This is a genomic window from Parageobacillus sp. NEAU-HV-2, assembly GCF_059115485.1.
In genome coordinates, this window is sequence record NZ_JBXUJJ010000003.1 from 247,318 (window position 1) to 272,469 (window position 25,152).

At 47.8% G+C, this 25,152-nt stretch carries 27 protein-coding genes, 1 pseudogene and 2 riboswitches; of the genes and pseudogenes, 8 read left to right on the forward strand and 20 right to left on the reverse strand.

The features are described 5' to 3' along the window. The first annotated feature begins 42 nt into the window (after nucleotides 1-42). Nucleotides 43-1,401 carry a S8 family peptidase gene (locus AC1WMD_RS07545; RefSeq protein ID WP_494256525.1) on the forward strand — a complete coding sequence of 453 codons (1,359 nt, stop codon included), beginning with the start codon at nucleotides 43-45 and terminating at the stop codon, nucleotides 1,399-1,401. A gap of 18 nt (nucleotides 1,402-1,419) precedes the next feature. Here AC1WMD_RS07545 and AC1WMD_RS07550 read toward each other — a convergent pair whose 3' ends face one another. Beyond that, nucleotides 1,420-2,004 carry a YitT family protein gene (locus tag AC1WMD_RS07550; protein WP_494256527.1) on the reverse strand — a complete coding sequence of 195 codons (585 nt, stop codon included), beginning with the start codon at nucleotides 2,002-2,004 and terminating at the stop codon, nucleotides 1,420-1,422. A gap of 171 nt (nucleotides 2,005-2,175) precedes the next feature. Further along, a riboswitch (Lysine riboswitch) is annotated at nucleotides 2,176-2,366 on the forward strand. A gap of 121 nt (nucleotides 2,367-2,487) precedes the next feature. Here AC1WMD_RS07550 and AC1WMD_RS07555 point away from each other — a divergent pair. After that, the gene (locus AC1WMD_RS07555; RefSeq protein ID WP_494256529.1) at nucleotides 2,488-3,960 is read left to right on the forward strand and encodes an amino acid permease; all 1,473 of its coding nucleotides are present in this window, start codon (nucleotides 2,488-2,490) and stop codon (nucleotides 3,958-3,960) included. Between the two features lie 25 nt (nucleotides 3,961-3,985). Here AC1WMD_RS07555 and tatAY read toward each other — a convergent pair whose 3' ends face one another. The 3 genes from tatAY to AC1WMD_RS07570 form a co-directional block, all read right to left on the reverse strand. Beyond that, nucleotides 3,986-4,153, reverse strand: coding sequence for a sec-independent protein translocase protein TatAY (tatAY, locus tag AC1WMD_RS07560; protein WP_043905013.1), 168 nt, complete (start codon nucleotides 4,151-4,153; stop codon nucleotides 3,986-3,988). Between the two features lie 76 nt (nucleotides 4,154-4,229). Next, entirely contained in the window at nucleotides 4,230-4,409 is a 180-nt protein-coding gene (locus tag AC1WMD_RS07565) for an H-type small acid-soluble spore protein (protein WP_043905014.1), read from the reverse strand. Beyond that, complete coding sequence (locus AC1WMD_RS07570) at nucleotides 4,409-4,600, reverse strand: hypothetical protein (RefSeq protein ID WP_494256530.1); 192 nt, start codon at nucleotides 4,598-4,600, stop codon at nucleotides 4,409-4,411. The genes AC1WMD_RS07565 and AC1WMD_RS07570 overlap by 1 nt, the downstream gene beginning before the upstream one ends. A gap of 100 nt (nucleotides 4,601-4,700) precedes the next feature. On the opposite strand from AC1WMD_RS07570, the gene AC1WMD_RS07575 reads away from it, so the two are divergent. Then, the gene (locus AC1WMD_RS07575) at nucleotides 4,701-5,696 is read left to right on the forward strand and encodes an acyltransferase family protein (RefSeq protein ID WP_494256532.1); all 996 of its coding nucleotides are present in this window, start codon (nucleotides 4,701-4,703) and stop codon (nucleotides 5,694-5,696) included. Nucleotides 5,697-5,714: 18 nt separating this feature from the next. Here the strand turns inward: AC1WMD_RS07575 and thiE are convergent, their stop codons facing one another. The 7 genes from thiE to AC1WMD_RS07610 form a co-directional block, all read right to left on the reverse strand. Continuing rightward, nucleotides 5,715-6,389 (reverse strand): thiamine phosphate synthase, encoded by a 675-nt coding sequence (thiE, locus tag AC1WMD_RS07580; protein WP_494256533.1) that lies wholly within the window; start codon nucleotides 6,387-6,389, stop codon nucleotides 5,715-5,717. Nucleotides 6,390-6,398: 9 nt separating this feature from the next. Then, entirely contained in the window at nucleotides 6,399-7,202 is an 804-nt protein-coding gene (gene thiD, locus AC1WMD_RS07585; protein WP_043905018.1) for a bifunctional hydroxymethylpyrimidine kinase/phosphomethylpyrimidine kinase, read from the reverse strand. Between the two features lie 15 nt (nucleotides 7,203-7,217). Next, nucleotides 7,218-8,030, reverse strand: coding sequence for a hydroxyethylthiazole kinase (gene thiM, locus AC1WMD_RS07590; RefSeq protein WP_043905019.1), 813 nt, complete (start codon nucleotides 8,028-8,030; stop codon nucleotides 7,218-7,220). Between the two features lie 61 nt (nucleotides 8,031-8,091). Continuing rightward, nucleotides 8,092-8,205: riboswitch (TPP riboswitch) on the reverse strand. 52 nt (nucleotides 8,206-8,257) lie between these two features. Next, the gene (locus AC1WMD_RS07595; protein WP_043905020.1) at nucleotides 8,258-9,292 is read right to left on the reverse strand and encodes a glycosyltransferase family 2 protein; all 1,035 of its coding nucleotides are present in this window, start codon (nucleotides 9,290-9,292) and stop codon (nucleotides 8,258-8,260) included. Between the two features lie 13 nt (nucleotides 9,293-9,305). Next, nucleotides 9,306-10,973: a DUF6044 family protein gene (locus tag AC1WMD_RS07600; protein ID WP_043906583.1), complete on the reverse strand. Its 1,668-nt coding sequence runs from the start codon at nucleotides 10,971-10,973 to the stop codon at nucleotides 9,306-9,308. 142 nt (nucleotides 10,974-11,115) lie between these two features. Beyond that, the gene (locus AC1WMD_RS07605; protein ID WP_043905021.1) at nucleotides 11,116-12,096 is read right to left on the reverse strand and encodes a phosphotriesterase family protein; all 981 of its coding nucleotides are present in this window, start codon (nucleotides 12,094-12,096) and stop codon (nucleotides 11,116-11,118) included. After that, nucleotides 12,093-13,775 carry a long-chain fatty acid--CoA ligase gene (locus tag AC1WMD_RS07610; protein WP_494256536.1) on the reverse strand — a complete coding sequence of 561 codons (1,683 nt, stop codon included), beginning with the start codon at nucleotides 13,773-13,775 and terminating at the stop codon, nucleotides 12,093-12,095. Before AC1WMD_RS07610 ends, AC1WMD_RS07605 begins: the two co-directional genes overlap by 4 nt. A gap of 270 nt (nucleotides 13,776-14,045) precedes the next feature. Between AC1WMD_RS07610 and AC1WMD_RS07615 the strand changes: the two genes are divergently transcribed. After that, complete coding sequence (locus tag AC1WMD_RS07615) at nucleotides 14,046-14,720, forward strand: class I SAM-dependent methyltransferase (protein WP_043905023.1); 675 nt, start codon at nucleotides 14,046-14,048, stop codon at nucleotides 14,718-14,720. 86 nt (nucleotides 14,721-14,806) lie between these two features. Here AC1WMD_RS07615 and AC1WMD_RS07620 read toward each other — a convergent pair whose 3' ends face one another. The 3 genes from AC1WMD_RS07620 to AC1WMD_RS07630 form a co-directional block, all read right to left on the reverse strand. Further along, the gene (locus AC1WMD_RS07620) at nucleotides 14,807-15,643 is read right to left on the reverse strand and encodes an HAD family hydrolase (RefSeq protein ID WP_494256538.1); all 837 of its coding nucleotides are present in this window, start codon (nucleotides 15,641-15,643) and stop codon (nucleotides 14,807-14,809) included. Between the two features lie 196 nt (nucleotides 15,644-15,839). Continuing rightward, a complete protein-coding gene (locus AC1WMD_RS07625) occupies nucleotides 15,840-16,520 on the reverse strand; it encodes an HAD-IA family hydrolase (protein WP_043905025.1) in 681 nt (226 codons plus the stop codon). After that, nucleotides 16,517-17,371, reverse strand: a complete 855-nt coding sequence (locus AC1WMD_RS07630) for a GNAT family N-acetyltransferase (RefSeq protein ID WP_494256540.1) — start codon at nucleotides 17,369-17,371, stop codon at nucleotides 16,517-16,519. The genes AC1WMD_RS07625 and AC1WMD_RS07630 overlap by 4 nt, the downstream gene beginning before the upstream one ends. Before the next feature lie 136 nt (nucleotides 17,372-17,507). On the opposite strand from AC1WMD_RS07630, the gene AC1WMD_RS07635 reads away from it, so the two are divergent. The 3 genes and pseudogenes from AC1WMD_RS07635 to AC1WMD_RS07645 form a co-directional block, all read left to right on the forward strand. After that, nucleotides 17,508-17,663: a hypothetical protein gene (locus AC1WMD_RS07635; RefSeq protein WP_186003855.1), complete on the forward strand. Its 156-nt coding sequence runs from the start codon at nucleotides 17,508-17,510 to the stop codon at nucleotides 17,661-17,663. 50 nt (nucleotides 17,664-17,713) lie between these two features. Further along, entirely contained in the window at nucleotides 17,714-18,169 is a 456-nt protein-coding gene (locus AC1WMD_RS07640) for a GNAT family N-acetyltransferase (protein ID WP_043905027.1), read from the forward strand. Nucleotides 18,170-18,190: 21 nt separating this feature from the next. After that, nucleotides 18,191-18,280: pseudogene (locus tag AC1WMD_RS07645) on the forward strand (LysE/ArgO family amino acid transporter); the annotation flags it as partial. 128 nt (nucleotides 18,281-18,408) lie between these two features. On the opposite strand, the gene AC1WMD_RS07650 reads toward AC1WMD_RS07645, so the two are convergent. From AC1WMD_RS07650 to AC1WMD_RS07665, 4 genes are all read right to left on the reverse strand, one after another. Next, nucleotides 18,409-19,167, reverse strand: coding sequence for a 5-oxoprolinase subunit PxpA (locus AC1WMD_RS07650; protein WP_043905029.1), 759 nt, complete (start codon nucleotides 19,165-19,167; stop codon nucleotides 18,409-18,411). Continuing rightward, entirely contained in the window at nucleotides 19,154-20,143 is a 990-nt protein-coding gene (locus AC1WMD_RS07655) for a 5-oxoprolinase subunit C family protein (protein ID WP_494256541.1), read from the reverse strand. Before AC1WMD_RS07655 ends, AC1WMD_RS07650 begins: the two co-directional genes overlap by 14 nt. Further along, the gene (pxpB, locus tag AC1WMD_RS07660) at nucleotides 20,115-20,816 is read right to left on the reverse strand and encodes a 5-oxoprolinase subunit PxpB (protein ID WP_494256697.1); all 702 of its coding nucleotides are present in this window, start codon (nucleotides 20,814-20,816) and stop codon (nucleotides 20,115-20,117) included. The genes AC1WMD_RS07655 and pxpB overlap by 29 nt, the downstream gene beginning before the upstream one ends. Nucleotides 20,817-21,110: 294 nt before the next feature. Next, nucleotides 21,111-21,659 (reverse strand): pyridoxamine 5'-phosphate oxidase family protein, encoded by a 549-nt coding sequence (locus AC1WMD_RS07665; protein ID WP_043905031.1) that lies wholly within the window; start codon nucleotides 21,657-21,659, stop codon nucleotides 21,111-21,113. Nucleotides 21,660-21,766: 107 nt separating this feature from the next. Here AC1WMD_RS07665 and pdxR point away from each other — a divergent pair, with 107 nt between their 5' ends. Continuing rightward, nucleotides 21,767-23,161 carry a MocR-like pyridoxine biosynthesis transcription factor PdxR gene (gene pdxR, locus AC1WMD_RS07670; RefSeq protein WP_043905032.1) on the forward strand — a complete coding sequence of 465 codons (1,395 nt, stop codon included), beginning with the start codon at nucleotides 21,767-21,769 and terminating at the stop codon, nucleotides 23,159-23,161. 36 nt (nucleotides 23,162-23,197) lie between these two features. Here pdxR and AC1WMD_RS07675 read toward each other — a convergent pair whose 3' ends face one another. Further along, the gene (locus tag AC1WMD_RS07675) at nucleotides 23,198-23,437 is read right to left on the reverse strand and encodes a hypothetical protein (RefSeq protein WP_260676064.1); all 240 of its coding nucleotides are present in this window, start codon (nucleotides 23,435-23,437) and stop codon (nucleotides 23,198-23,200) included. A gap of 12 nt (nucleotides 23,438-23,449) precedes the next feature. Beyond that, nucleotides 23,450-24,976 carry a bifunctional ADP-dependent NAD(P)H-hydrate dehydratase/NAD(P)H-hydrate epimerase gene (locus AC1WMD_RS07680; protein ID WP_043905033.1) on the reverse strand — a complete coding sequence of 509 codons (1,527 nt, stop codon included), beginning with the start codon at nucleotides 24,974-24,976 and terminating at the stop codon, nucleotides 23,450-23,452. Nucleotides 24,977-25,152 lie beyond the last annotated feature (176 nt).

A 25,152-nucleotide genomic window follows, 5' to 3' on the forward strand; every position in this document is an offset into this window, starting at 1 on the left:
TTTTCTGTTGGTTCACCCTATAACTAGTGAGGTGACATATCGATGAATAAACAGACTCTTTTCGCCATCGCCGCTGGAGTTGTCATTCTTTTTATTATGATTGCAGCAATCGTGTCGACATATCGTCCGACAGTCCATCATGAAGAAACGAATCAGCTAAAACCGAAACCGGCCCCTTATGAGGCAACCACTCCTCGTTCCCATCCGACTGTCGTAACATTGGACAGTTTAGCAATGGGGGAAAAAATCAAAAATCAGTTAAACCGTCATCCGAAAATTATAAAAATCGATCATAACGGCCGTGACAAAAGCCATTATTTTAACCATGAAATTACGGTTCGGTTTCGAAAGCTTCCTGCCGCACAAGAGATCCAACGAATAGAACGGGCAATCGACGGAAAATTGATCAACCAGTTTGATCACTTTTTTATCTTTCGCTCTAACAGCAAAACATATCATGAATTACATCATTATTTTGAATCAATCCCAACTGTTTCCTATAGTGAACCAAACTATATTTATTTGCAAAACGAAGTTCCAAATGATTTATTATATTCACGTTATCAATGGAATTTGCCGGCAATTGACACCGAAGCAGGCTGGACGCTGTCGCGCGGAAAAAAAGGCGTTACCATTGCCGTTATCGACAGCGGGGTAGATTTGGATCATCCAGATCTTGTCCGTCGCCTGCAAACGGGTTATAACGTTTTTACCGAGAATAACGTTCCGGAAGATGAAAACGGCCACGGCACACACGTGGCAGGCATTATTGCATCGCAGCCGAACAACCATGAAGGCGTTGCCGGCATCACGTGGTTCAATCCGATTATGCCCATTAAAGCATTAAACGCAGATGGATATGGCACCAGTTTTGACGTAGCAAAAGGAATCCGCTGGGCAGTCGATCATGGGGCAAAAGTGATCAATTTAAGCCTCGGCAACTATCAGCCTTCTGCCGTATTGGAAGAAGCGATTCGTTATGCCTATGACCGCGATGTTGTGCTTGTTGCCGCTTTAGGAAACGACAGCACTTCTCAGCCAAGCTTTCCCGCCGCCTATCCGGAAGTGATCAGCGTCGGCGCGGTAAATCAGGATCTTTCCTTTGCCCCTTATTCCAATTACGGTAATTATTTGGATGTAGTTGCACCAGGAACTAATATTGCCAGCACGTTTACGCAACATCGATACGCGGCGCTGTCTGGAACATCGATGGCCGCTCCCCACGTTACGGCATTAGCCGGTCTCATCCGTTCTTTAAATCCGCGCTTGTCGAACGATGAGGTGAAGCAAATTATTATCGACACCGCTACCGATCTTGGCGACAGCGGCAAAGATCCGTATTACGGATATGGCTTGATTAACGTTTATCGCGCGCTGGAATTAGCTAGACGCTCGAGCTAGCCAGATGGATGGGGATTGTTACATCACGTAATTTCTCCATCCCTTCGTCTGTGTGAGCATCGTGGTCACCGCCCCTACTACGGTGACGACAATGAGCGAATAAAGAAAGGAAGTCGAATCAATGACAAAGCTGCCAATCGTAATAATCAGCGCATCGATCAGAAAAATAATAATTCCCACATTCCAATTGGTCATTCTCGCGATAAACTGCGCTAATAAATCCGTTCCTCCCGTACTCGTCTCTTCCCGCAACATCATACCAATTCCTAAGCCGACCAAAACACCGCCAATGATAGAGCTAGGAATCGGATCGAGCATAATAACGCCGCGGAGTACAGAAAACATATCAATCATCAAGGAAGAAAACAATAAACCGTGCAGGCTGTTATAAAAAAAGGGGCGATAGTAAAACCAAGCTATAATATAAAGGGGAATGCTTAATAAAATGATGGCCAGTCCCACTTTTACATGCCAAACATATTTCACGATTAAGCCAATTCCAATAATGCCCCCATCGAGTAAATGATGGGGAACTAAAAATACATTGATGCCGATAGCCAGAAAAATACTGCCAATAATAGTGGTCATTATTTTTTTTAACATCGGAGATCACCCTATCGTTTTTCGGCTCGCTTACCACCAAACCGGCGCGCTAGAAAAACTTCGATACGCTATTATATGGCAGCATCTATCAATACTTGTCTCTTTTTTGTTGCTATTATTGAAATAATGTATTAATATATTAGCATAATAGAATAAGGCCGCTCATTCGACCATCGAAGTAGAGGTCGCAGCTTTTATGAGTACGGTAAACGAGACGCAGAGCACGTCAAAGACTTTACCGGAAAGGAAAAGCTGCCGAAGCCTGAACATTTCTCTGGATGTTTAGGCTGGGGTTGTCGCCGAATAGGGGCAACACTGTCATACGTGCACGAATGGTGCACGTATGGAGCGCTATCTTCGTGGGAGAGTTTGATGGATGCAGTCACTAAGTCATACTGCCGTCGAATCTCCTTCGACGGCTTTTTTATTTATTAGGATCCTAGTTTTGTAAAAGTTATAATAACAAAAAGGAGTGGTTCAACTATGGAAACACTGACAAAACCAACAGCTGACTCGTTAGCTGTTTCGCATTCGGAAAGCGGGCTAAAACGAAAATTAAAAACACGCCATTTAACAATGATCTCCCTTGGCGGCACGATCGGTACAGGGCTCTTTTTAGCCAGCGGCGGAGCGGTGCATACCGCGGGGCCGGGTGGAGCGCTTGCGGCCTATATCGCGATCGGCGTTATGGTGTATTTTTTAATGACAAGCCTAGCCGAAATGGCTGCCTATATGCCCGTTTCCGGATCCTTCAGCACGTATGCGACGAAATTCGTTGATCCGGCGCTAGGGTTTGCGTTAGGCTGGAATTATTGGTATAACTGGGCGATTACGATTGCGGCGGAACTTTCCGCAGTGACGATGATTATGAAATTTTGGTTTCCAAACAGCCCATCGCTTTTATGGAGCGCGATTTGTTTGGCGATTATGTTTTTATTAAATTATTTATCCGTCAAAGGGTTTGGCGAAGCGGAATATTGGTTTTCCATCATTAAAGTGGTAACGGTAATCATCTTTTTAATTGTCAGCTTCCTCATGATCTTTGGCATCATGGGCGGCGAAGCTATTGGCTTTAAAAACTTTACCATCGAAGATGCACCGTTTCACGGCGGTTTTATGGCAATGCTAGGAATCTTTATGGCGGCGGGATTTTCCTTCCAGGGAACAGAATTGTTAGGCGTCGCTGCTGGCGAAACGGAAAATCCGAAAGAAAGCATTCCCCGTGCTATTCGCCAGGTATTTTGGCGCATTTTGCTGTTTTATGTGCTGGCGATTTTGGCCATCGGTTTGTTAATCCCTTATACAGATGATAAGCTTGCCAACAGTGATGTATCGGTGAGCCCGTTTACGCTTGTGTTCGACAGAGCAGGAATTGCCTTTGCCGCCTCTGTCATGAACGCAGTCATTTTAACTGCCGTATTATCGGCGGGCAACTCCGGCATGTACGCATCGACTCGCATGCTTTGGGACTTGGCCCGCGAAGGAAAGGCGCCGAAATTTTTAGCAAAACTCGACCGACGCGGGGTTCCAGTAAATGCCCTAATTGTTACTTCATCGCTAGGAACGCTTGCCTTTTTGGCCTCTCTCTTTGGCGATGGAGTGGTATATACATGGCTGCTTAACGCTTCCGGCATGTCGGGGTTTATCGCTTGGCTTGGCATCGCCATCAGCCATTACCGCTTCCGTAAAGCATATGTGGCGCAAGGGAAAAGTCTTGAGGATTTACCGTATAAAGCGAAATGGTTTCCGTTCGGTCCGATCTTTGCCTTTGTTCTTTGCACTATTATCGTTTTAGGACAAAACTACCCAGCGTTTATAGGCGGGACGATCGATTGGTATGGAGTGCTTGTTTCCTATATCGGGTTGCCTCTTTTCCTTATCGTCTGGCTTGGCTATAAGTTCGTGAAAAAAACAAAAGTCATTCCATTGCATGAGTGCGATTTAGAACAAAAATAAGGACTTGGCATGCAACGCCAAGTCCTTATTTTTGTACTTTGTGCTCTTCGTCGTCGATGATTCCTTTTGTCGCGTTTTTAAACTCGCGCAGCGTTTTTCCCGCTGCTTGTCCCAACTCCGGCAGTTTTTTCGGTCCAAAAATTAACAACGCGAAGAAAACGATAAGGGCAATTTCGCCAAATCCGATATTCATTTGATTCACTCCATATGTTGAGTCATTTTTTTTTATTATATCATACAAACGAGAAGCGTGCCATCCACATGTACGACTATTCTTCCTGCAAGAGGCGAACCGGTACTTCCATTTCTTCCTCCGGTTTGTTCTTGAGATAAATACGCGCCATTTCCCGTTTTTCATCCACGTGTTGAATCATTACTTGCTGTCCTTCGAATGTGACTGGCACGATTTTTCCTGACTCCGCGATTTGTTTTGCACGCACCACTTCCATTACGAATGTCCCCTCCCTTCTTCCTCCGTTTTGGCGCTATCCTCTGCTAATGCACGCAAACTTTTCCAAAATAATTCGTCGTTGCATACAGGATGGACAATTTGCTCTAGCTCCCCTTCGTCCCCTTTTGCGTTGATGATTTGTAAAAGCTGGGTCATGTCGGTAGTTTCCCGTTCTTCCTTATCGATCATGCATCTGTCACACCTTTCCAAGAAATAATAACCTATTGACCCCCCAAAAAAGAAGGAGTATGATTCGAATTGGTGTATAGTAAGAAAGGAGGAAGGCACTATGAGTGAGCGGGATTATTATTTCGATAACGCGAAATGCGTATTGATGCTCCTCGTCGTGTTCGGCCACTTTCTCCGCCCATATATCGACAATGTGCTATGGGTGCATAGCTTATACGTTTGGATTTTCTTTTTCCATATGCCTGCATTCATCTTTATTTCCGGCTATTTTGCGAAAAAGTTCCATCAACAAGGATATTTTAAAAAAATTACAAAAAAGCTGCTTGTTCCCTATCTTATTTTTCAACTGCTTTACTCTATTTATTATTTCTTCTTATATGAAGAAGATTCGCTCGAATTTGATTTATTAACCCCTCACTGGGGTTTATGGTTTTTAATCAGCTTGTTCAGCTGGAACTTGATGTTATGGGTATTTGCCAAAATACCAAAATCGATATCGCTGTCACTCGCCCTTCTTTTGGGGGTCGGAGCCGGGTTGCTCGATGCGGAAAAATGGCTGAGCCTATCGCGTACGTTTACGTTTTTCCCGTTCTTTTTACTAGGATTTTTTCTTGAAAAAAGCGAAATTGAGCGCTTATTTACACGGCGGAGCCGCTTATTTTCCATTGCTGCGCTCATTACCATGTTCGTTCTAATTCATTACGGTTTTCCGGATTTGCCGCAGGAATGGCTGTATGGCTCTAAATCGTATGATACGCTTGGCGTTCCAGAAAAGGTTGGCGTTGTTGGACGTCTCATGATTTATGGGGCAAGCACGCTGATGATGATCAGTTTTCTCGCTCTGATCCCAAACCAGCGCTATTCGTTTTCCGTGTTCGGGACAAGAACGTTTTATGTTTATGTTTTGCACGGGTTTATTTTAAAATATTTGCACGAGACAAAGTTTCCGGATTTTATCATGAGCGTTCACGGCTACCCGCTGCTGTTAGGATTGTCGGTTCTCATTGTTCTCCTTCTTGGAAGCAAGCCGATCGTACAAATTACGCGCCCGCTTTTAGAGTTGCGTTTGCCGAAAAGAAAACAAGCAGTTTCTTAGGCAAGCAAAAAGGTGCCCTTACTTTTGGGCACCTTTTTTGCTTGATTGCACCGCCTGAACCAGCTGTCTCGCGGCCACCGCCGGTGACGGGGCAGAAGCGATGGCGCTGATCACGGAAACACCATCCGCCCCTGCCGCAATGACCTCACCGGCATTGTCCGCCGTAATACCCCCAATTGCGACCAGCGGAATATCGATTCCTTCGTCGCGGAGCAAACGAATGATCTCCGGACCTTGCGCTTTTTTCGCATCTTCTTTCGATTTCGTCGGATAGATGGGACCGACGCCGATATAATCGGCGCCAGCCGCAACCGCCGCTTGTGCTTCTTGCAAACTATGTGCGGACACTCCGAGAATTTTATCGCCAATTTTTTCGCGGACGATACGCGCGTCTTCATCTTCCTGCCCGATATGCACTCCATCGGCGTCAAGAGCAAGGGCCAATTCGACATCGTCATTGACGATAAACGGAATGCCATGCTCTTGGCAAATGTGCTGCAATTGCTTGGCGAGCTCATATTTTTGTTCGCCAACTAGCGCGCCGCTCCCTTTCTCGCGGAACTGAAAGAGCGTAACGCCGCCCGCAACCGCCTCTGCCAATACTTCTGCCGGCGCTTTTGTGCAGTTTACGCTTCCCATGATAAAATATACTTTTAGTTGTTCCCTCATTGTGTCGCTTGCTATTCGCGCCATTCTGCTCACCTACCGCGCCGTTTTTTCCCGGTACGCCCAATGGTTCGTCGGGCCGTGACCATGACCGATTCCTAATTCATGCTCAATTGCCGCTTGAATAAACAATTTCGCCGTCTGCACTGCTTCCTGTACCGTTTTTCCTTTTGCGAGCTCTGCTGTTATCGCTGCTGCAAACGTACATCCTGTTCCGTGCGTATGTTTTGTTTCGATGCGTTTGCTTGTGAAATAGAAAAATTCCCTGCCGTCATATAATACATCGACCGTTTCTTCCCCATCATCGTCATGGCCGCCTTTAATCACAACATACTTCACTCCTAGTTCATGCAGACGTTTCGCTGCTTCCTTGCGGTCATCCATCGTTCGAATCGTAAGACCGGTTAATGCTTCTGCTTCCGGAATGTTCGGGGTAACCACCATCGCTAGCGGAAGCAAATGCGTTTTTAATGCGCTTACCGCCGCTTCTTGCAACAATGGTGCGCCGCCTTTAGCGATCATGACCGGGTCGACGACGAGACGGTCCCACCCGAATTGCTTCACTTTTGCAGCAACCGCTTCAATAATTTCTGCACTAAACAACATCCCCGTTTTTACTGCATCCGCTCCTAAATCAGTTCCGACGGATTCAATTTGTTGTGCGACCGCTTCCGGTGGCAGCGGGTACACCCCTTGCACCCCAAGCGTATTTTGCGCCGTTACTGCGGTGAGCGCAGACATGCCAAATACACCTAATTCTTGAAATGTTTTTAAATCGGCCTGAATTCCGGCGCCACCACCGCTGTCAGAACCAGCAATCGTCAAAGCTTTATATACCATCATGTTCTCCCCTCTTTATCCTTTTTGTTCGATGCGGCCGTATCGGCCAATCTCTTCCGCTCCGATGCGGGAAAGCGCGTTTAAAAAGGCGATTTGGAAGCTGCCAGGTCCTTGTTCCCCCGCTTCACCCGCCGCGATTTCGGCGGCGACGCCATAGCTGACAAGCGCGGCTGCCGCTGCTTTCAGCACATCTTGTTCCACCGCGGCAAAAGCGCCGATCACAGAGGTCAATAAACAGCCCGTTCCCGTTACTTTCGTGAGCAGCGGATGTCCGTTATGGATAACATATGTTGTCTTGCCGTCTGTGACAACATCGTCTTTTCCCGTGACCGCAACAACCGTTTTTAGCTGTGCCGCCGCTTTTTCCGCCAAGGCAACGACATCGCCACTTCCTTCTCCGGCGTCGACTCCTTTAATCTCCCACGTTTCCCCAATGACATTGGCAATTTCTGCCGCATTGCCGCGAATAACGGACAGTTTGACCGCAGCGGCAATGCGGCGCGCCGTCTCCGTGCGGTATGGCGTCGCCCCGGCGCCGACCGGATCGAAAATAACCGGAACACCGGCTTCGTTTGCCGCTTTTCCGGCAATCAGCATCGCTTCTACTTCTGTTGGATTTAATGTTCCGATATTTAAGACAAGCGCCCCGGCGATTTTCGCCATATCGGCCACTTCCTCTTTCGCGTACGCCATCACCGGCGAGGCGCCAAGCGCCAGCAAGCCGTTGGCGGTAAAATTCGTGACGACAACATTGGTGATGTTATGTACAAGTGGATTAGCTTGTCTCACCTTTTGTAATACACTTGCCGCTTCTTGATTATTCACCATTCCCATCCTCTCCTTTTTTGAGAAAATAAAAAACACTTTGCGCGCAAGCAAAGTGTATAAAGCGGCCCCATCCTCACTTTCCCTGCGCTGGCATTACCCAAACAGGTTCAAACGGTCAACGGCGGAATATAGCCGTACTCTCAGCCTGCTTCCGCAAGCTCCCGCATTGCTATATGGTTGTTCACCAAACAGTCTACTCTTTCTTTTTCGATATTGCAAGCAAAATATTAGGATGGGCGATGATGCGGAATTTCCTGCACTCCTGCCCCCTCAGGAAGCGAAGAAGGCTGGTGCCAACGATGCGGCATTGGCAGATTAAATAAGTCTAAATCGACGATATAGCGGGGCCGCCGTTTCGTTTCTTTATAAATCTTCCCAATATATTCGCCAATCAAACCAAAGGCGATCAGCTGCAGGCCGCCAAGCAGCCAAATCGAGGTGATCAGCGACGTCCAGCCTGTTTGCGTATGGCCGGTAAATTTTAAAACAAGAAAATAGATGCCAAATATTACGCTGACGAAAAAAGATACAAAACCGAGAAGCGAAATCATGCGGATCGGCGTGATGCTGAACGATGTAATCCCATCAAGAGCAAAAGCAATCATTTTCTTCAGCGGATACTTTGTCGTTCCGGCCAGCCGCTCTTTTCGATCATAGTACACCGTTGTCGAACGGAAACCAAGCAGCGGGACGATGCCGCGCAAAAACAGGTTCACTTCTTCAAACCGCTCGAGCGCTTCGACCGCGCGCCGGCTCATTAAACGGTAATCGGCGTGATTATAGACGAGCTCGACCCCCATCGCTTTCATTAATTTATAAAAGCCTTGCGCCGTATGGCGTTTAAAGAACGTATCGGTATCGCGCCGCTTGCGCACCCCATATACAATTTCATAGCCTTCTTGGAATTTTTGGATAAAATCGCGAATGACCGCAATATCATCCTGCAAATCGGCATCAATGGAAACGATGCAGTCCGAACGCGTTTTCGCGGCAAACATTCCCGCCAGCAGCGCGTTTTGATGTCCCGCATTGTGCGCCAGTTTCAGCCCCTTTACTTCCGGATAGCGCAAACTTGCCTTGTAAATGATGTCCCATGTCGCATCGCGGCTCCCATCATCGACAAAAAGGAGCGTGCTGTCAGCGGAAATCAGCTTTTCCGCAACAAGCGCCTCCCGCAGCGCGCGAAGCTGGCGGATCGTTTCTGGCAATACTTCCTCTTCGTTATAACAAGGTACGACAATCGTAAGCATCGGCTCAATCATTTGATCTCCCTCCTTATGGCATCACCTTGTACAAATAAATCTTCCATGCCGACTCTTTCGAGTGAAACACTTTTTCGAGCGCCAACTCATTTTGTCTGGCGTTTTCAATCGGCAATGCTGAGAAAATGTAGCGGCCACCCATTTGATAAAACACATCGGTATTGAGCTCTAAATGTTTAATCGTTCGCTTGGAATTCTTTTTAAACATATAATGTTTGCCCAGTTCATCGACAAAAATATAGCAGCGTCCGCCCCATTCATCGAAGTACTCTCGTAGCTTTTTGTTTTTTGCGAGTTCGTTGGCGATGATTTGGCGGAACTGATGTTTATAGGAGAGCGGATAAAAATTGTTATACGTATCGAGCGTGTAAAACCCGTTATATTGCGCAATCGCCGGATGAATGCCAATGCTGGCGACGCGGTATGTATGAACAGGCCGTCCAATATACTCTTTAATCTCTCGAAACTGCTTTTCTGCATAAAACTCGCGAAACGACGGTTTATGACGATGGACGATTTCCTCGTTAAACGCCGCTAGCACCACCAGCTGGGCGGCGATGGCGGCGAAACATAGCTTTTTCCACGCTTGTCCTTGCTGCCATAAAATTTTGAGCGAAATGGCAAACAACACGTAAATAACCATCGGCCGCAAAAAATGATAGCGGGCGAAATTAAATTTATCTAACAAGTCGAAGCGTTCCGTCAGCGGTGCCCAACCTTTATAAAACCAAAACGCATACCATGTGGACAGCGCGAAATTGAGCACATGCAAAAAGTTAAACAGTTTTTCTTGCTGCCATATTTTCTTCTTCCAGACGATATATAATGCGACTAGCGTGATTGGCAAAATGACAAGCCCGTGCACCGTCATCACATGCGTATGGCCGAGAATATAGTTTTTGAAAATTAAGCGGATCACCCGCCAAAGCGGTAAACGAGCGTGGAAATATTCATCGCGGCTCGTCGGTTCATCGGAAAATAACAGCGAATGAACTAGACGATAATCAATCGCCAAATAAAGAATCGTCATAAAGACAATCGCCAAGAAAAACCGCCAGTTCCATCCCTTTCCGCGGATAACGTCGGCAAACCACCATATGCCCATCGCGCTTAAGAAAAAGAAAAAGCCAAGCACAAAGCTCGAATAAAACGGCAATAGTGTAAGCACGACATAGTTCACCCAGGAGCGCTCGCCGTTACGGATATTAAGAAACGCCCATAGCGCGAGCGGCATGCCAAGCGTGCTCAACATTCCCGATGGCCAAAACGGTGTCAAGGCAAACGTAAGCGCCGCCCCGATGCGAATCCACATCCATTTTTCATCGCGAAGTACATGCTTTTTCAACAACAAATACATGCCGATAAACGCAAAGACACGGGTAATCACCTGGCTTAAACCATAGGCGTAAATCGAGGGAAACAGCGCATGAAGCCAAACAATCCCGCTAAACTCCGTACCGAACGCGTTGCGCGGCAGACCGTTAATGATTTGCGGGATGACCGCATGGACCGAGCCAAACAGCTCCCCGCTCCTAGTGACAACTTTGTACCAAGCAATGTTCGAATCTAAATTATCGTGGACTCGCATATGCGCATCCTCGCCAAGTAGAAAATACGGCGATACAAACAAAGCGATCACAAGGAATGAGAAGAGCAGAAGTCGCTTTTCTTTTGTCGGCACCTCTCCCACTCCTTTTTTCAAATGTCTTCCTTTATTTTCTAACGAAAGAGGAAAAATATTCATCTTTTTTGTGGCAATAAAAAAAGACCATCCCAAAAAGCAACGGATCGTCGCTTCTTGGAAACGGTCTTTTCATCGGCGCTTACGCAAACAATGCGGCAGGATTTTTCACAAACATTTGCTCTAGCTGTTCCTCTGTCACTCCTTCTTTCGTTAAAGCTGGAATAATATTTTGAAATACATGTTCAACATGCCAATTGCTCATCAGCGCAGCAAACGGCTCTGGCAGCTGCGGCGGACGGCCGAGCCAAATATTGACGGTATCATGGGCGAGCATGATTTTATCGGCAAAGCCTTCGCGAAGCAGCACGAGCAACGTGCGGATCCGCTCTTCATCCGTCGGCGCGCCGACCATGCCTTGAATGCCGAAGCGATCAAAAGCGATATACACTCCGTACTGCAGCGTCTTTTTGTGGTATTCCGGATCGGTGTTGCCGCACATATGGCCGATGACGATTTTTTGCGGATCGGCTCCGTGCTCGAGCAAGTAAGCCGCTTGTTCCGGCCCCATCGTTCCTTCCTGCGTATGGGTGATAATCACGATTCCTGTTTCTTTCTGCACGCGGGCTGCGGCGCGGAAAAACATTTTTTCGTATTCGGTGATCCGGTTTTTGCTTGACGCCAGTTTAATGACGCCTGGTTTAATGCCGGTATCGGCAATGCCGTTCGTAATTTCTGCCATAAACATGTCATATATTTCTTCTTCTGCCGTGCCGAGCAACTGGCGAAACTTAAAATACGGCGTTGCTCCTTCGCCTTCGTAATAATACCCGGTCGCGCAGATGATGTTCAGCCCGGTTGCCTCGGAAATGCGACGGAGCAATTCCGGATTGCGGCCGCAGTCATTCGGCGTCGGATCGACAACGGTTTGAATGCCATGGGCCATCATTTTTTGTGCGATGGCAATTCCCGCCTCAAGCACTTCCTCAAAACGGAGCGGTCCGAGCGTCACATCGCCTTGAAACCCGGGATACCCAAAGACAAAATGCTCATGGATCAGCGTTTTGCCAAGCTCGCTCGCCGGTACCGGACCGCAGACGGTTTCCACCATTTCTTTTGTCATGCTTTCGCCCCTTTTTCTAATTTTTGATACTCTTCTTCCTGCAATTTCCGCCATAGCAATTTTCCGCTTGATGTCATCGGCAAAGACGAGCGAAACTCGACAAGGCGCGGATATTTATAGGCGGCCATCTGTGTTTTCGCCCATTCAATAATTTCTTCTTCTGTGATTTTGCCGACGTATTCGTCCTGAAGCACGATAAACGCCTTTACCGTCTCGCCGCGGCGCGGGTCAGGAACGCCGACAACGCACGCTTGCTGGACGGCCGGATGTTTATACAGAAGCGATTCGACTTCCGTCGGCCATACTTTATACCCGGACGCATTGATCATTCGTTTAACGCGGTCGACGATGAAGAAATATCCTTCCTCATCCATGCGGCCGATATCACCGGTGCGGAAAAACCGCTTTCCATCAAGTTCAATAAACGCTTCTTCTGTTTCTTTTTCGCGGCGGTAATAGCCTTTAAACACTTGCGGACCGTGTACGACGATTTCGCCGACTTCCCCGACGCCAAGCTCTTTTCCCGTCGCCGGGTCAATGATGCGGGCGTCCACGTCAAACGATGGAATGCCCAAGCATTGCAATTTCGGGCGATCCGGCGGGTTAAAATGCGTCTGCGAAATCGTTTCGGAAAGCCCGTATCCTTCCATATATTTCACTCCTGTCAGCTTAAACAATTTTTCTCCAACCGCTTCCGGAAGCGGTGCGCCCCCGCCAGCGATGCTAACAAGAGAAGAAATATCATATTTTGATAATGATGGATTGGCCAAAAAGTCAATGAGCATCGTGCTTATATTTACCCAATGCGTACAGCGATGCATTTCAATCAAATACGCGGCGCTGTCGCGATTCCAGCGCGTCATCATTACCATAGCCGATCCGGCAAAAATCGGAAGATGCATGCTGTGGACCATTCCCGTCACATGAAAGAGCGGCAAGGTGACGAGGCAAACAGAATCGCTTGTTACGTTCGCCCAATGATAGGCGCCGACAATGTTGGCGTTGACCGTCCGATGCGAATGAACGCATCCTTTTGGCACTCCCGTTGTTCCCGATGTATACGGGAGCACGGCAATATCATCGACATGCCCTTGATATAGGTTCGGCGCAAGATTTGCTTCTAAACAATCAGTCCAGTAGTAAACATGTTCATGATCATACGTTTGCCGCGGCAATGCGACTTCATCCGGAAGCGCAATCGGCGAAGATTCGGAAATATAATCCGAATAAGCGGCGACGATGATATGTTCGAGCGGGGTTGTAGATAATAGCGGCTCCGCTTTGGCGAACAGCTCCTGCCCGACAATGCCGAGTTTTGTTTCGCAATCTTTGACATAAAACGAAAGCTCTTCCGTTGTGTTCATCGGGTTAATCGGAACGACAATCGCTTCGGCTCGTAAAATCGCGTAGTAGGAAATGATAAACTGCGGGGAATTTTGCATGTATAAAAGCACTCGGTCTCCTGGCTGAACGGAAAGCTTTTGCTGCAGATAGCCGGCAAGCGCGTTGACTTGCTCCCATAATTGTTTATAAGAGTAAGAGGAACCGTAATAATGGATGGCAGTTTTTTGAGGGTAGCGCTTCGCTGTCGTTTCTAAATGATCGACGATCGTTGTTTCCGGCACGGTCAGCGTTTTGCTCAACCGTTTCGGCCAATACGGAAAGTGGCGTTTGTTCATGATCCCCTCTCTCCTCCACCTATAAAAATTTTAAAAGAAAGCGGTTACAATTTTATGTGTTAGTAAAAAATATGTGTCCGTCTTTTAATCTACTGCTTCTGTCGTTTGCATCATTTGTTAACTAACCGGTTAGTATGTCGTGTGTATGCATTTTCTTTCATGATACCGTATCTTTTTGGTAATATCAATAATATTTTGAATATTCCTTCTGTGATGACAAAAAACTTGATAAAATGAAGGAGATGAAATTTCTTTATAGGAGGATACAAAATGACATTACGGTACGGTATTGATGCTCCGTTTTGGGTAGGGACTTTGATTACTTTCGGTTTCGTTTTTTCGCTTATTAGCATCACGGGATTGCCGCAGAGCATAGGCGGTCTTATCTTTGGTTTATTCCTATTATGTATGGGACTATGGATGTTTTTCTACTCGACCGTCATCAAAATCAAGCATCGCTATGTCATTTTGCGGCTTGCGGAAGTTCAAGCGGGGAAAGAAGTACTCGATGTCGGTACAGGCCGGGGGCTTCTCGCCATTGCGGCGGCCAAACTAGGATGCAATGTCACCGCGATTGACCATTGGTCACAGTGGGATATAAGTGGCAACGGAAGGGAATCGTTTTTCAAAAATGTCGAAATCGAAAAAGCTCCTCTGATTGAATTGATTGACGGAGATGCCCGCGAATTGCCATTTGCCGATGAACGTTTTGACGCGGTGGTTTCCAACTTTGTTATTCATAACATTAAAGACGCGAAGGGCAGAGAACAAGCAGTAAGGGAGATGTGGCGCGTTTTGCGCTCGAACGGAAGGCTGGTGATTTCCGATATGCAGCGAGTATCAGAATACATCGAGATACTCACTCCTTTAGCCAACCGCATCGAAACAAGAAAAGTGTTTTACACCTTTCCGTTTTCACAAATTGTGGTGGCATATAAAAAATAGCACGACTAAAAAGGACTACCGCCTGTTCCCCGTAAAAGCCCATCGCTAACTGGGCAACAAAATAAAAGGCCGGCGCAATGCCGGCATTATAGGAGGCGACGCAAGACAGGGACGCATTCCGACATCGAAGCGACGATGACATCGGCGTCGCCTTGCTTAGCCAGTCTATGCGCATCGATAAAAATAGTTCGGCAGCCAAGCCGGCGGGCCGGGAGGATGTCATTTTCCAAATTGTCGCCAATGCTGATCATCTCTTCATACTGGAGATGATAACGATCCCGAATCATTTTGAGATGGCTTGCTGTTTTGATTGGCTTGCCCGCTTGGAAAATTTTATGATGAAAAACATCGGCCAGCTTTAGTTTTTGCAAAATAGCCTCGCTGTCCGGTTCCGGGCTGTTCGTCATCAATATGAGCGCAACGTTGTTTTTCAGCTTCTGCAACGTCTCGGCCAGCCCGGGAACTCCGTTCATCACAAAATCCGGCCCCATCATCCATTCTCTCGTTTCTAAAAACGCCGCATATGTATCTTCATTCGTCAACCCGTAATGGCGACCAAGCGAGCTTGGCACCCACCAAAAATCACCGATGCTGAAGAAACGGTCAAGATCAATTGTCACCCGCTCCGGATATATTTTTTTCACTTCCTCCTCGTCCAGCTTTTCCCCATCCCAGCGGTATGCCTCGTTAACGATGCCGTTTTGCAAAAACAGAATAAGATCTTCTCCCGCGTCGTACACACTGCCGATGCGAAGCGGATGGCGGCCGGAAAGAACCGCGCGGTAATCTTCCCAAAAACGGTGTTGATCTTCTTCATGCAGCCGCTTGGCAACCTGTTCCGCATAATATTCAAAGTGATGGGTTTCTTCATATAATGTTCCGTCCAAATCAAAGACAATTGCTTTTACTTTTGCCCCGTCCATGCAGTTTCCCCTTTCTTTATCGTTGCGATCGCTTATGCTTTTGATGATGTTTATCTTTTCGGTCGCAAGAACGACAAAGCAATGCCGACATGCATTTTTGTGCGGTATTTACAAAAGCGGTCAGTTATTGTGACATTTTTAGGCTGCGCCTTTTTTATATTACAGAACGGCATAGGGTGGATGCAAATGATGGAAACTATGATTCTCTAAAAACAAGAGACGGCAAGTTGAGCTGAGATAATTCGCCAAACCGCTGAATCACAATATCCGCCCCACGCAGCTCTTCATCGTTGGCAAAACCAAACCGGCAACCAATCGACCAAATCCCATTATCCTTCGCCGCCTGAATATCGGAACACCGATCCCCTATCATCACCGCTTTTTCAATTTCGTAATCATTCAACAATCGCTTAACTAACGCCGATTTCGATGGCAAGGAAAACCGATCGAGGCTGTAAAAATCGATAAAATAGCGTTCGAGCCGAAAGGCAGTCCGAATCGCGGCGAGATAACGGGAACGCCCGTTGCTTGCGACAAAAAGCGGAATTCCTTGATCGGCAAGGGCCGCAAGCGTCGTGAGCACGTCTGGGTATAGTCGTCCGTTTCCTTGCTCGATTTCAGCAATGATATCCTCTAAAAACCAAGCATCCGCTTGTTTACGCACCGCTTCGCTCGCTTCCGGCATCAATTGGCGCCATACTTCTGTAATCGGAACGCCAAGAATCCGCAAATATTCCTCGACTGGCGTGTCCCCTTGCCATAGCGCTTCGCGGCGCAGACGGTCAAACGTCTTATGTAGGGCAGGAACAAGAACGGTTTCCGTTTGGAACAGCGTGCCATCCATATCGAAAATAATGGCAAAGGGAATTTCCCTCATGTTGTTTCCTCCTTCACAAACTGCAGCAGCATCGAATCCATCACCGGCTCATAACCAATTTCCATGTAAATTTTATTCGAAGTCGGATTATCTAAATCGGTATAAAGCGAAACGGTTTTATATCCCGAATCTAACAACTGCTGCGTCAATGCCGCCACACAATCGGAAGCGTACCCGTTGTTTCGTTTTTCCGGCGGCGTATACACCCAGTTGATCGTCACATTCGTTTTCGTCGGGCGGGCCCAGCGCGCCATCGAAACCGGCTCCCCATCGACCGTCCATACGTATATTTGCTGATTGGCGATCGATCCTTGCACCGCCTGCGCCGCTTCCTCTGCGGATGTCGGGAGTTTAACATCCTCACAAAACCGGACAAACCATTGGCACAGCATTTCCATATCGCTCATTTGCGCCGGACGCAGCACGCCTCGTTGAGAGGCAGGCCTTTTCACTTGTTTCAGTACATAAATCCGCTGTTTCATCTGAATATGGACACGGCGGTGCTGAAGCTTGGCGATCTTTTCCGCGAGCGCCGTCGCCAGCCATTTTTCGCCGATCATCCCCGGTATATTCGGATAGCTTTCGTACAGCTTTTTCGCGATTTTCTCTATTTCTTCGTCCGCAAATGGCAACGATTTCGACAAAATAAGCTGGCGCGGATGCGTTTGCAACAGGACAAGCGCCAGCTTGCCATCTTTGTTCACTGTTCCCATATACAACGGCTTCTGTTCCAGCTTCATATTCATGATTACACCTAGCGGCAAATTGTTTTCCCCTTCATGTTGCTCAAGAAACGGCAATACATCCCGTTTGAACAGTGAGAAATCGCTATATCGCCGCAATTCAAGCATCGTTTTCCCCTCCCTCTATGTATCTATTTGAATTTTCAAAACTATTGTTATAGTATTATAGCATAGAAACAAAATGATTTACTGTTTTTTTATGGCAAATGCGTACTTTTAAACGGAGCGAACTGGTGAGGAAACAATGAAACCAATTGCCATTCAAGAAATTCCCGAAGATATTCAAAACGATGTAGGAACTATATATGCTATCCATTTTCCAACACAAGGATATACATCGGACGTAGGAATAATCGAAACAGCTAACGGAACAGAAACCGATCACAAAAGAAGAATATGAGTATTTCGCAAACGGATTGTACGAGTTTTTCTAAAGAAAGGAGCATAATCATGGTAATTCGTCCTTTATCAAACAACGAATCTCCTCCAATGCCGCTACTATTATTGGCCGATCCATCCGAACAACTCGTTCTCGATTACATACAAAGAGGACAATGCTTCGTGGCGGAAACAGAAGGGAACATCGTTGGCGTGTACGTCTTGCTTCCGACACGTCCCAAAACCGCAGAAATCGTCAATATCGCCGTTATGCCCGAGCATCAAGGAAAAGGAATCGGAAAACAGCTCGTGCAGCACGCGATTGAAACAGCCAAACAACAAGGCTATCAAACGATAGAAATTGGCACCGGCAACTCAAGTATTGGACAGCTGGCGCTATATCAAAAATGCGGGTTTCGCATCACGGGGATTGACAAAGATTTTTTTGTCCGGCACTATGAGGAGCCTATTTTGGAAAACGGCATACCATGCCGTGATATGATTCGACTGGCGCAAGACCTATCATAACATAGATAAGGAGAATGGAACTTGCTTACTGCTTTCATTCATGGCTTTATCCTCGCGCTTGGCCTCATTCTTCCACTCGGCGCGCAAAATGTATTTGTCTTTCCGCAAGGGACGATTGGCCAGATTGATAGAAAAAGAACGCTGATGACGCGCATCAATCAACTTTCCGCTCTCATTCTACGGGCATCTGATCGAAAAATACATTTGGTTAAAGAGAGGGCCTCCGTTGCTTTCTTCCTCTAGTTTATTGAACAGACGACCACACCTTCTTTTCGCAACGCTTCATATAACCGCTTCGCAAACAGCACCGCTTTCTTGCCGTCCCCGTGAATGCATACCGTTTCCGCTTCAATCGCAACGTCGATGCCTTGCAGCGAGCGGACGCGTTTTTCTTTCACCATGGTAAGCACTTGCTGGACCGCTTCATGCTCATCGACAATTATCGCACGCGGGTTGCTTCTTGGTGTCAATGAACCGTCTTGTTGATACGTTCGGTCCGCGAATACTTCGTTCGCTGTGCGCAAGCCGAATTTCTTTCCGGCGCGAATCAGCTCGCTTCCGGCAAGTCCGTACAGGATTAAGGTTGGATCGACATCGTACACCGCTTTGGCGATCGCCTCGGCCAGCGCCGCATCTTTCGCCGCCATGTTATAAAGGGCGCCGTGCGGTTTGACGTGCGACATCGTTCCTCCTTCCGCTTTCACAAATGCGGCGAGCGCCCCGATTTGATAAACAACATACGCATACGCTTCCTCTGGAGTGACCGCGATATTGCGCCGGCCAAAGCCAAGCAAGTCCGGAAACCCCGGATGAGCGCCGATCGCTACGTTTTTTTCTAGCGCCATCCGTACCGTTTTCCGCATGACAAGCGGATCGCCGGCATGAAAGCCACAGGCGATATTGACAGATGTGACATAGCGTAATATCTCCTCCTCTTCACCGAGCTGGTATACTCCAAAGCTTTCGCCAAAGTCGCAATTCAAATCAATGCGCGTCATGAACTTCCCTCCACTTTTGTTGAATCATTCGTTTCCATCTTTTCATTTGCTGTTCCCGTTCCGTATATAGCTGGCGTGCTTCCTGCCATGATACTGGTTGAAATTGAATGATATCTCCCGGCCGTGCCTGCGCTAAGATCGGCAAATCCGCCGCAATGACTTGGGCAATCCGTGGATACCCGCCTGTCGTTTGGCAATCGGCCATCAATACAATCGGCTGGCCCGATGCGGGCACTTGCACCGTTCCAAACGCGACCGCTTCCGAAATCATCTCGGTATCATCTTTTCGCCTAAGCACTTGTCCTTGCAGGCGATAGCCCATGCGGTCCGATTGCGTCGTCACTTCATACACGGAAGAAAAAAATCGTTTTTGGCTTTGCTCTGTAAACATGTGATATTCCGGACCTTCTACAACGCGAACAATTTTTCTCTTCCCGTTTATGTAATTTCTTTCTGAAAAAGCAATTCCCCAACGAATAGGGCTTTCTGGAATCGTTAGTGTATTGGATCGCAGTGGCAACACATCCCCCGGCTGCAGCGATCTTCCATGAAAACCACCGATGTGCGCTTGTACATGTGTAGAACGGCTATTCATCACAAGCGGAATGTTAAGCCCGCCCGCAAACGCGACATATGCACGATAACCGTTCTGGCACGCCCCTATCGACAAAATATCGCCGCTGCGGGCGACAAGCGGTTTCCACATCGATACCGATTCACCGTTTAATGTACAGCGAAATGAACCGCCGCAAATCGCAATGAGCGCGTCCGTTTCAAAACGAAGCGTCGGACCGCTCATCGTTATTTCTAATGTCGCCTCATTAGGGTCATTCCCGACAAGCAAATTTGCAAGGCGACTCGCAAACGAATCCATCACTCCTCCAACAGACACACCGGCTTTTTGATATCCGAAGCGTCCTCCGTCCTGCACGGTTGTGAAAAATCCGCTATGTATTACTTGAATGGCGCTCATCATCCCACATCCTATACTGTTCTTCGGTAATCGGACAAAATTGTACGATATCTCCCGCACGAAGCAAACTCGGTTCCTCATGATGCGGCCGGAACAAAGCGAGCGGCGTTCTTCCAATAATTTGCCACCCGCCTGGAGTCGCCAGCGGGTAAACTCCTGTCTGATTGCCAGCAATGCCGACCGAACCGGCTGGTACAAGCGTTCTTGGAGTAGCGCGGCGCGGAGTGGCAATCTTAGGAGACAATCCGCCTAAATAAGCAAAGCCGGGAGCGAAACCAATCATATAAACGCGATAGCGCCCTTGCGCATGAATGGCAATGACCTCGTCTTCCGTCATCCCGTGAAAGCGGGCGACCTCTTCTAAATCAGGGCCAAACTCTCCACCGTAACAGACGGGAATGACAATGGTTCGTGATGGCGGTGCTTCCACCTGTTGGACCCGCTCGAGCTCTGTTCGCAGCCACTCGCACATTTCCCCGTAGCTTCCAACGACAAGCGGATCGTAATACACCGTCACCGATGAAAACGTTGGGACAATATCCAAAATCCCGTCTTTGTTCTGTTGTTCCAAAAAAGTAGCGACACGATGAACGTAGTCATTCACCGCTTCATCTACCTCCGTGGAAAAACGAACCGTCACCGCATATTCACTTAACGGAAACATCGTATAATCCATTGTCATCCCTTCCTTGAAAACCAAGCTGGGCGGCCTGCTTTCGCTTTTCGGCCGCTCCTGGTGAAAACCGATGCTCCGGACCAGTATACTCAATCCCACCACTACATTGAAAATCGGCATCACCATCACGGCCGAATAGCTGCTGACCGTATATTGCCACTTTCGGTCTTGTTCGATCATATCCCGCTGAAGGCAACTGTTTTATTTATCATGCTTTCTCGTTCTATATAATAAAAAAATGAATTTTATATTCAATTATAATAAAATAAATAAAATTTTCTATCTATTTTCCGGTCAAAAAATTCTGCCGATATCGTCCCGTACGGTTCTTCCTCTATAAAACTGACGCTCTTCCTCTAACGGTTTTTCTTTCGCTGTAATACGGTCAGGAACGATTTTGATGACAACGGTGGCGCTCCCTGCTGATGAGCGGTATGATGATACATGCCTCTCGGAAAGCGGACGGTCAAAATAGCCCGGCACATATTTGCGGAGCATTTGTTCCAGCGCATCTGTTGCTTCACGTAAATCGGAAACGACCTCCGCTGTTCCGAATATCATCACGCTCATATAAGCAGTGCTTGTTTTGGCTGGCACGGGATGTACCATCGTGCCGATATGCTCGCTGACGGTAAAGCAGACGCGCGGATTGCGCTGGATCATATCGATTTTTCTTCCTTCTTCCGCTCCATGTATATATACACAACCGTTCCACCATACGAAATTCAGCGGCACGACATACGGCTCTTCTCCGTCTGCCAAGCCTAAAAAGCCGGTCAACGCTTCCTGTAAAAACCGGTTGATTTTTTGTTCGTCTTTGCACTCCAACATGTCCCTTCTCATCTATTTCTCTCCCTTCATCGTGTTATAATTGGAATCATAGCGAAGAGTTGACCTTATGAATAGGGACAGAAATAAAGAAAAAAGAAGGGTCAGAGGAGGAAAACGTAGTGGAATTGCAACCCATTCTCGATCCAACAAACGGCACACCGCTTTACATGCAGCTGTATACATATATAAAAGAGGAAATCACAAACGGCCATCTTAAAAAAGGAAGCAAACTTCCCTCGATTCGCGCGCTTTCCCAGCATTTAGCCATCAGCAAAACCACCGTCGAAACTGCATACCAGCAACTTCTTGCCGAAGGATATATCGAAAGCAAACCGCGCGTAGGGTTTATTGTTCAAGAACTAGAAGAACCTCTCGCACCGCAGGTTCCCCAAATCGATGTTCTGGCGGAGGCTCCAAAAACCAATCCCATTCGCTACAACTTTCGCTACGGACATATTGACCTTGACCATTTTTCGCTGAAAACATGGCGAAAATGTCTTCTCGAAGCGCTCGATTCCGAACAAAGCGCATTATTATGGTATGGAGAACGTAAAGGAGATATCGACTTGCGCGAGGAAATTCAACGCTATTTGTACTACGCACGCGGCATTCACTGTTCTCCAGAACAAATCGTTATCGGCTCTGGCACGCCACAACTGATTGGTCTCTTATGCCAGCTGTTCGACTTTCGGCACGATGTGGTCGCTTTAGAAAACCCTTGTTATAATGTCATTCGCACCGTGTTTCAAAATCACCATTTTTCTATTCTCCCGATTGAACTGGAAGAAGATGGGCTGAACATCGACCAGCTGCAAACAACCAACGCAAAAGTCGTTTATGTCACCCCTTCGCATCAATTGCCGCTTGGGATGGTGCTGCCGATCGGCAAGCGGCAAAAGCTGCTGAAATGGGCGCAGCAGTCAAACGGATTTATTATCGAAGACGATTACGATAGCGAATTCCGCTACGGGAGCAAACCGATCCCTGCGTTAAAAGCGCTCGATACAGAAGACCGCGTCGTTTATATCGGCACGTTTTCAAAAGTGTTCACCCCTGCCATCCGCACGAGTTATATGGTGCTGCCGCAACGTTTGCTGGCGCGGTTTCATGAACGCTGCGCCAACTATCACCAGACCGTCGCTACGATCGTACAAAAAGCGCTCGCCCGATTTATGCGTGAAGGCCATTTTGAACGCCATGTCCGCCGCATGCGCACCATCTACGCGAAAAAACGGCAGGCGCTTATCGGAGCGATTCGCGAATACTTCGGTGATCAAGCAACGATCATCGGCGACAAAGCGGGGCTCCATCTTCTTGTAGAAATAAAGGACAAGGACGCCGCCGAACTTGTGCAAAAAGCAGAACAAGCAGGCATTCTCGTCTATTCCGCAGCGAAATATTGGTTTGGAAACGGCGGAACGCCGCCTCCGTATCTTTTGCTCGGCTTTGGAGGAATGAGCGAGAAGGACATCCGAGCTGGAATTCGCGAACTAAAACGGGTATGGGAGATTTGAGCTACTCCCAACAGAAAAGCGATGCGCTTCTATATTCTAGCGCATCGCTTCTTTACGCAGAAACCATACCCCGATGGCGAATAAAATCGCCCCTGCCGAACGATACATGCGAATCGCTTCGGATAAGATAATATGATAAGTATCTGCGTCCGCATGTCCCCCACTTTCGCGAAGCCAATGATTGGTGTACGCTTCGCCAAGGTCCACGCTTTTCCAAAGCAAAAAAGCGCCGATTCCAACCATTGCAATGTCCAGCCAGAAGCTCCAATTTTTCAATCCATATTCCCCCTATTGTTTTTCCTGCACATAAGCAAGCACCGAAGGAATTGCTTCGATCAAATCGCCAGCGAGCACGTCCCATTGTGAATGACCGCGTTCTACAAGCATATCGGCAGCTTTTCCGTGAACCCAGACGGCGTTGCTGATGGCTTCTTGTGTGGAATGATGCTGCAGGAGAAACGCGGAAACGATACCCGTCAGTACATCACCGCTTCCGCCTTTTGCCAAGGCGGGATTTCCGGTTGTGTTAACGTATTGCGAACCGTCTGGCGTTGTCACAATCGTATAAGGTCCTTTCAACACGACGTAGATGCCGTACTCCATTGCAAGCCGCTTCGAAGTACCAAAACGATCACCTTCGATGTCACGGATCGATAGATTGAGCATGCGCGCCATTTCCCCGGGATGCGGGGTGACCACTGTTGCCGCTTTTCGTTCACGAATTAGCGCGGTGTACTCGTTCCAGAAAAAGAGGGCGTCGGCATCAATAACAAGCGGCACTGGCTGCTGCACGATGGCGGAAACAAGATCGCGGACCTCGTCCGTACGGCCAAGCCCCGGGCCAATCGCGATCGCATCGATATCGAGCGCCGATACATCCAAGGCGCCGGAAAACACTCCGTCCCGTGCCGGACATGGATAGTACATCGCTTCCGGAACGCGGTTGGCGACAACGGAATAAATGTCATCCGGCACCGCCATTGTCAATAATCCTGCTCCGCTTCGCAGCGCCGCTTTGGCCGTTAACGTAATCGCTCCTGTCATCGGACGAGAACCGCCAACAACAAGCAGCTTTCCATGCGTTCCTTTATGGGATGACCGTTTCCGTTTTGGCAACGTCCGCACGACATCGTCCTCTTTCCATACAAAGCGGGGCGCGGCATTCCGCTTGACGGCAAGCGGCGGAATGCCAATGTCAACAACAAGAAGCTCCCCGTAATAATCGGCCGTCGGGAACGTGTACGCCCCAAGTTTCGGACATTGAATGGTGATGGTTACATCGGCACGAATCGCGGTTTCAGTCTCTCCCCCATCCGCTTGGGTTCCGCTCGGAATATCGATCGCATAGACAATAGCGTGGGAGCGGTTGACAAGCTCAATAATCTTTTTATACGGCAGCCGCACCTCCCCTTTCATGCCAATGCCAAGCAAGGCGTCAATAATGACATCGTATTGTAAAATGTACGTGGCAAACGCTTGTTCATTTCCCGCATATGGTTTCCAGTCATATCCGGAACGCTCATACACCTCAAGCGCCGTTTTCGCCGCACCTTTTATCTTTTCTTTCGGCGGAATAAGCCATAAATCAGCATCATATCCGTAGCTTTTCAACATTCTTGCGACGACAAATCCATCACCGCCGTTATTCCCTGTTCCCGCTAACACTACCACACGCGCCGAACGAGGAATGCGTTCGCACAACACATGAAACAGCGCTTGTCCGGCGTTTTCCATCAAAGAATCGGCGCTGATGCCGATTTGTTCAACCGTGTCGCGGTCGATTTCGTACATTTCTGCGGCTGAAACGATATGCATCATGCTCACCTCATCTATTAAATATGTATTTGTCCTATTTCATTAATTTGTTCTCCATGAAAGAGGAAAACACCTGCGAAAAAATTTTTTCGCGGTATAACAACGATGTAAGCGCTGTCTTATCCCATCATCGCAAAAACCAATATTGACAACCGGATTTCTTGGAATTATGATGA